This is a genomic window from Gilliamella sp. Pas-s25, assembly GCF_009795885.1.
Taxonomy (GTDB): domain Bacteria; phylum Pseudomonadota; class Gammaproteobacteria; order Enterobacterales; family Orbaceae; genus Gilliamella.
In genome coordinates this window covers 1-7046 of record NZ_WTEV01000047.1, presented here as the reverse complement: position 1 = coordinate 7046, position 7046 = coordinate 1, and the positions used below count along the sequence as shown (strand labels likewise).

The 7046-nt window shown below is 35.4% G+C and carries 8 protein-coding genes and 1 pseudogene; all 9 read right to left on the bottom strand.

Features of this window, described 5'->3' with window-relative positions; all coding sequences use genetic code 11:
• Positions 1-146: 146 nt before the first annotated feature.
• Positions 147-686 carry a hypothetical protein gene (locus tag GQ593_RS12915; RefSeq protein ID WP_160432405.1) on the bottom strand — a complete coding sequence of 180 codons (540 nt, stop codon included), beginning with the start codon at positions 684-686 and terminating at the stop codon, positions 147-149.
• Between the two features lie 4 nt (positions 687-690).
• Entirely contained in the window at positions 691-1605 is a 915-nt protein-coding gene (locus tag GQ593_RS12910) for an RHS repeat-associated core domain-containing protein (protein WP_160432404.1), read from the bottom strand.
• Positions 1606-1646: 41 nt separating this feature from the next.
• Positions 1647-2144 (bottom strand): RHS repeat domain-containing protein, encoded by a 498-nt coding sequence (locus GQ593_RS12905; protein WP_160432403.1) that lies wholly within the window; start codon positions 2142-2144, stop codon positions 1647-1649.
• A gap of 92 nt (positions 2145-2236) precedes the next feature.
• Entirely contained in the window at positions 2237-2440 is a 204-nt protein-coding gene (locus GQ593_RS12900) for a hypothetical protein (RefSeq protein ID WP_091125334.1), read from the bottom strand.
• 209 nt (positions 2441-2649) lie between these two features.
• Positions 2650-3189: a hypothetical protein gene (locus tag GQ593_RS12895; RefSeq protein WP_160432402.1), complete on the bottom strand. Its 540-nt coding sequence runs from the start codon at positions 3187-3189 to the stop codon at positions 2650-2652.
• 4 nt (positions 3190-3193) lie between these two features.
• Entirely contained in the window at positions 3194-4108 is a 915-nt protein-coding gene (locus GQ593_RS12890; protein WP_160432401.1) for an RHS repeat-associated core domain-containing protein, read from the bottom strand.
• Between the two features lie 41 nt (positions 4109-4149).
• Positions 4150-5409, bottom strand: coding sequence for an RHS repeat protein (locus tag GQ593_RS14090; protein ID WP_160432400.1), 1260 nt, complete (start codon positions 5407-5409; stop codon positions 4150-4152).
• Positions 5410-5829: 420 nt separating this feature from the next.
• Complete coding sequence (locus tag GQ593_RS12880; RefSeq protein ID WP_091126249.1) at positions 5830-6516, bottom strand: hypothetical protein; 687 nt, start codon at positions 6514-6516, stop codon at positions 5830-5832.
• Positions 6517-6520: 4 nt separating this feature from the next.
• Positions 6521-7046, bottom strand: a pseudogene (locus GQ593_RS12875) (hypothetical protein); the annotation flags it as partial.

The following is a 7046-nucleotide window of genomic DNA, read 5'->3' as shown; positions in this document are numbered from 1 at the left end:
AATGGCTTGCGTGCGGTCGCCATACTCGTTATAGTAGTATTGCCAGCGGCGGTTGCCCTGAATCACTTCACTAACACACTCGCCCAGTAGCTATCTTACGCTAAATAATCAGGGGCTATCATTATAAACATAGTGCTCGGTATGGTTTAAAGCATTGATATTTGTTCAAGATCTTTTAATATCCGTGGAGCTATATTTTCTTTTAATGCGTGTGACGGCAACTTTCCATTATATTTATAGCTGTCATCAACGGTAAATGAAGCAATATCCATTTTACTTAGCACCTCTTCACAATATTTTTTAATGAGATTATCTGATATATTTTTAGATTTAATAAATTTGATTAATATTTCTATGATTTTTATTTTTGAAAAGTCATCTAATTTTTTATTTTTACGAAAAAAATTAAATGCAAATTCAATATCATTAGTTGTAAAATATTGGCTATTGCATTTAATTAAGTCCAAATATACAAAGAAGTTAACCACTATATCACTATTATTTGATGCAGACAGAAGCTGTTCTCTATTATTTCGAAGTAATTCTTTATACCAATCAGCTAAAACATTCTGAGGAACATTATAATTTTTAAATGTTTTATATAAATAATCTTGCTCCATAAAAAAAGAATTACCCTGATATTTAAAAAATATTTCTTTAGCTTGCTGATATATATCACCTTTCATTATATCAATTTCCTGTGTTTTTGATGGCTCGCCAATAATTCTTTTCTTTTACAAAATAGTAATTAAGTTTTATCAAAAAGTTTACCTCTTGTGAAAAGTAGCCGGTGGCAGTATAAGGATTATGGGATAGTAATATTGTTTTATTTAAAGCAACTTGCTGCTCAAGAAAAGCTTCATTAATTTTCCACATGTTTTCTTCACCAAGTTTTGCTGCTATTTCTGACCAATTATTTAATTCAAAATATGTAGCATCCTCTCGTATAGCTTCTTTAACATATGAAATACCCTTTTCATTATATTTACCTAACATAATTTGATCAAATTCACCATTTTTTGTGGCTTGTATTGCTAAATCGGAATAAATATCTGGAACTGAGCTTTCAATTGCTATGGATTTTGTTTTTTCTAGTAGCTTTTCGTTACCTTTTGAAGCTGTATTAATCAACCCTAACGGATCAACCCAATTTATCGGATCACTACCCGCATATTGGTAACTATTTAGTCCGCCTAGTATACCAAGCGGATCTTGGGTAATATACCTGCCTGTAAATGGATCATAATAGCGGTTTAGGTTGTAGTGTAATCCTGTCTCCTCATCATAATACTGCCCTTGGAATCTTAACGGGTTATCTGGCAGGGCTTGGAAATCGTCTTGATGGTAGGTTTCGTTTATTATCTGCCCATAGGCATTATACTGACATTCATAGAGGGTGTCACCCATGTTGCTGGTTAGCGCAATGGGGGTGCCGAGGTGGTCGTTTTGGTACCAGTAGAGTTTGATATTATCTTGCCGGGCATTGCCGTGCACAAGGGCTAATGGGCGGTAGGAATCTGGCTCGTAAAGGTAGGTTTGCCAGTGTTTATCATTATCGGTTTCGGCAATAAGCCGGCTACCTTGCCACAAATTTGTCTGGAACAAATTTGAACAACGCTCTAGCGTTGGCCCTGTAAGGGTGAGTCTCAAGGATGAGACGAATACAGAAATTCAGTAGTTTTACCATCCACGGTTTTGCTAGTACGCCGATTAAAGGCATCATAAGTATAGGTGATGATGAGCCCCGTCGGCTTAATCACTTTGATTAACCGATGCCGGCAGTCGTACTCATAGTGGGTGACTAGACTGTGGTCTTTTCCGCGCTTTTCGGCAATCAGATTACCAAAGCGGTCATACTCAAAGTGTTTGTCACTAAAAAAGGTCAGGCGGTTGCCTTTGGCAATATTAGCGTGAAACGGCGCGGGTGCCAGCGCTTGGGTTTCAGTGCTTTTATTGCCGGTTTGGTCATAGTCAAATAGCTCGACTTTTTCAGCGTGATGCTGCTCCGGATTGGCGTCAGGATAAGTGACAGTGTGTAGCTGACCAGCATTATCATACCAGTAACTGCGTGGCTGATGACCGGTGATTTCGGCAAGCTGCCCGTTAGGCAGCATTTTGTATAATAGGATAATCCTATTATACAAAATAGTAATTTTTCTAAAATTTATGCATAATTACTATGTGTTTCTATATCCAAATTTACAATATGATATTGACAAATAGATATATTTTGTAGCTAAAGTTCTTTTATAGTGACGTTTTCTTTTAACATTTTCTCTATAACTAACTGAGCAATTTCATCATCTTCGATAATTAACGCCATATGTGTTATAATATTTTGTATAACATAAATGGGATTTGTTGGATTATCGCTTAAGTTAATCAAACACCATCCTTGTTCGCTTCCATCCCATAAGTAATTAAATTCATTAATATCCATTAAAGTTTTCCTTTTTCAGCATTAAAACGAATGACAGCTTTTCCCGATGGAATAATTTGAGAACTTCGCTGTGGTGATCCTAATTTTTCTAAAAGTAACATTATTTGCATATCTTGAGGGCTAGCATAAGCTGTTCCCTGTGGGTGTGTATGTTCTATACTTTTGTAATGGGTTTAATAAACTATAGCCAAAATAAATTTAATGTTATTCTATAAATTGGCAATCTGCTCCAGATCCTCTAAAACTCGTGATGATACATTTTCTTTTAATGTATACGAAGGCAATTCACCATGATACTTATAACTTTCATCTACAGTAAATGAATCAGTATTAATTTTAGTTAATACTACTTTACAATATTCTTTTATTGAAGTATCTATTATATTTTGCTGTTTTATAAATTTTATTATGATTTCAACCATTATTATTTTAGAAAAATCATCTAATCCTTTATTTTTACGGAAAAAATCAAATGCAAATTCAATATCATTATTAGAAAAGTATTGTTTGTTACATCTGATTAATTCTAAATATATAAAAAATTTACTTTTGATTTCTTTATTATTTGATGCACATAAAAGCTGTTCTTTATTATTTCGAAGTAATTCTTTATACCAATCAGCTAAAACATTCTGAGGAACATTATAATTTTTAAATGTTTTATATAAATAATCTTGCTCCATAAAAAAAGAATTACCCTGATATTTAAAAAATATTTCTTTAGCTTGCTGATATATATCGTCTTTCATTATATTAATTTCCTGTGTTTTTGATGGCTCGCCAATAATTCTTTTCTTTTACAAAATAGTAATTAAGTTTTATCAAAAAGTTTACCTCTTGTGAAAAGTAGCCGGTGGCAGTATAAGGATTATGGGATAGTAATATTGTTTTATTTAAAGCAACTTGCTGCTCAAGAAAAGCTTCATTAATTTTCCACATGTTTTCTTCACCAAGTTTTGCTGCTATTTCTGACCAGTTTTCCAATTGAAAGTAAGTTGCTTTTTCATTAATAGCTTCCTCTACATAAGAAATACCATTTTCATTATATTTACCTAGCATAATTTTATTAGATCGAGCATTATTCGTGGCTTGTATTGCGAAATCGGAATAAATATCTGGAACTGAGCTTTCAATTGCTATGGATTTTGTTTTTTCTAGTAGCTTTTCGTTACCTTTTGAAGCTGTATTAACCAACCCTAACGGATCAACCCAATTTATCGGATCACTACCGGCATATTGGTAACTATTTAAGCCACCCAGTATACCGAGCGGATCTTGGGTAATATACCTGCCTGTAAATGGATCATAATAGCGATTTAGGTTGTAGTGTAACCCCGTCTCCTCATCATAATATTGCCCCTGAAATCTTAACGGATTCTCCGGCAGGGTGTGGAAATCGTCTTGATGGTAGGTTTCGTTTATTATCTGCCCATAGGCATTATACTGGCATTCATAGAGGGTGTCACCCATGTTGCTGGTAAGGGCAATGGGGGTGCCGAGGTGGTCGTTTTGGTACCAGTAGAGTTTGATATTATCTTGCCGGGCATTGCCGTGAACAAGGGCTAATGGACGATAAGAATCTGGCTCGTAAAGATAGGTTTGCCAGTGTTTATCATTATCCGTTTCGGCAATAAGCCGGCTACCTTGCCACAAATTTGTCTGGAACAAATTTGAACAACGCTTTAGCGTTGGCCCTGTAAGGGTGAGTCTCATGGATGAGACGAATACAGAAATTCGGTGGTTTTACCATCCACGGTTTTGCTAGTACGCCGATTAAAGGCATCATAAGTATAGGTGATGATTAGCCCCGTCGGCTTAATTACTTTGATTAACCGATGCCGGCAGTCGTACTCATAGTGGGTGACTAGACTGTGGCCTTTTCCACGCTTTTCGGCAATCAGATTACCAAAGCGGTCATACTCAAAGTGTTTGTCACTAAAAAAGGTCAGGCGGTTGCCTTTGGCAATATTGGCGTGAAAAGGCGCGGGTGCTAGCGCTTGGGTTTCAGTGCGTTTATTGCCAGTTTGGTCATAGTCAAACAGTTCCACTTTTTCAGCGTGATGCTGCTCGGGATTGGCGTCAGGATAAGTCACCGTATGTAGCTGACCGGCGTTATCATACTGGTAACGGCGTGGCTGATGACCGGTGATTTCGGCTAGTTGCCCGTCTGGGGTGTAGTGGTAGTGCTGTTGCCAGAGTGGGGATGGCGAGGCCTGTGTGCTGATATCATAACCGTGATAGCGTTGATGGGCGATAAGTTGCCCAAGCGGGTCATATTGATAGCGGTTAACCAGTCCATTGCCTTGACGACGCTCACATTCACGCCCCAAGTTATCATAAAACATGCCGATTAACGACTGCCCATCTAGCGTTATGCCCCGTAATTGCCCATTAAGATGATAATATTCTAACCATTGCCCATCGGGCAGTTTAGTGCCATTGAGTAAGCCAGTGTTATCATCATAGCGATGGCGGATAGTTGCCCAGTTTTGATGTTCGGCAGTGAGTTGACCATCCCGATTATATTCCCAGACTAATATATTTTGCTCGTCTTTGACTTTAATCAGCTGACCATAAACATCATATTCATAGTGCTCAGTGACACCATCGGCAAAAATACGGCGGATAAGTTTGCCGGTAATATCACGCTGATACTGGGTGATAAGTGGCGCAACGTCAGGCGTATTACCGTATTCACGTTTTTCTATCAAATGACCAGCATCATTATAATGATAAGTTGTTTTGACCCCATCAAACCCTATCTCTTCGCTCAGTTGACCGGTTGCAGTATACGTTAAGTGATAGCGCTCCCCTTTCTGGTTTTCAATCTCACTGACTTGCAGGTGAATATTATCATAACGAAATTTAAGCCGTCCGCCATCTGGCAGTCGTTTTTCGGTCATTAAGTGTAAGGGCGAGGCATAGTCATATTCGGTCATTTTACCCGCTTCATCTTTAAACCAAGTCACTTTGCCATAAGCATTATAGCGGTATTCCCGCGTGGTGTTATTTGGATAGGTGATTTTAGTGATTTGACTCTTTACTTACATTTGTCTTTTCGAAATACTAATTCTTATAGGTAATGATGACTTATGTTCAATTTTTAAATAACATATTTGTTTTCCAGTTAGGTAAGCATCTATTTTGACCGACTGACTTCAATAGTCTTACTTGTAACTGATTCAACTATAGCTCTATCTGAATAAAGAAGACGACGTTTTCACATTTCCAGTAGACACTCTATTTAATAATTTCTGTCCTGTTTTATCTACATTGTCTATCAATTAAATTTTCCCCAGCAGCCTCATGAGCTGAAAAACTTTCATTGGGTATAATTTAACTATATTTACTATTTATTCCCTTTTCAAGATACAGTAGAAGAAAATATATTATATGTCTGTACCATCGTAATCTTTAATCGCTATACAGCAATAGTTAAATTCTTCCTCTTGAATAAAATATTTATTAAAATAATCTCTATCCCACAAACGAGAGCTTTTATTATTAAATTTTAAATTATTAATATTAATTTGATTAGATATTACTTTTTTCCGCATTTTTTCATTAATAGATTTAATCTCATCTTCATCTATAAATACTTCATATCCTACTGTATGTAATATCATATTTTCATCACTAAATGATAATTCAATACTACCTGAAAAAATGACTCTTATATAAATCATTGTTTCAGGATAATTTAAACTATGTGCATAACATACGATTGCTAAGTCATTTTTAAGAAATTGTGTTCGCCAAGAATGAAAATAGTCTTTTTTATTAACCATAACAATCTGAGCGCACTTAGTGTTTTTGATAATTAATTTTGCTTTTTTTAATAACACAACTGGATCTTCATATTTTCCAATAAAACTATCTGAATTTTGCTGCAAAATACTATTATAGTAAGGCTCCTCATTAAACAAATTAATTGCAATATTTTCTAAATTAATTTCATATGATGATGGTAATTCATCTGTGATTACCGGAATTTTAATAAAATTATTTAATCCAATCATTTCATCAAAATGAATCATTGTTGCATAGTGGTTAGTTATATCTAATTTATAATTCATATTATTACTTCTTTTTAAAAATATATTTTATTAATTCGCTACTCCCAATTGGTTTACCGTTAGTTTGTGTATATCCAGTATTAGGCACTTTTGTTTTATTAATTAAAATAAGACCTCTATCGGAAGCTATTTTTTCTAAATTTTTTAATGTTCCATTTGATATTGAACCTTTAATTGTAATTGTACCATTATTCGATAAGACTCTTAATATTTCACTACCTAATGGATCATATTTATATGGGTTTTCCATAATAATTTTATTTTGCGAACCTGTTGCAATATTTGACAAATCATTAGCATTGCCGGGATAAACACCTTCCGCCATTGGATAATCAGGATGAGATATATTGTAAGCTCCCTCAATGGGCTTATTTCCTGCACCAATATTTAGTGTTCCTCCTTGTTCTGGTTGACTTAAGTATCCTCCCGTCTCCTTCCCTGCAACCCCCTCAAACCCATTATTTTCAACCTTAATCAACCCTAACGGATCAACCCAATTTATCGGATCGCTACCAGCATATTGGTAACTA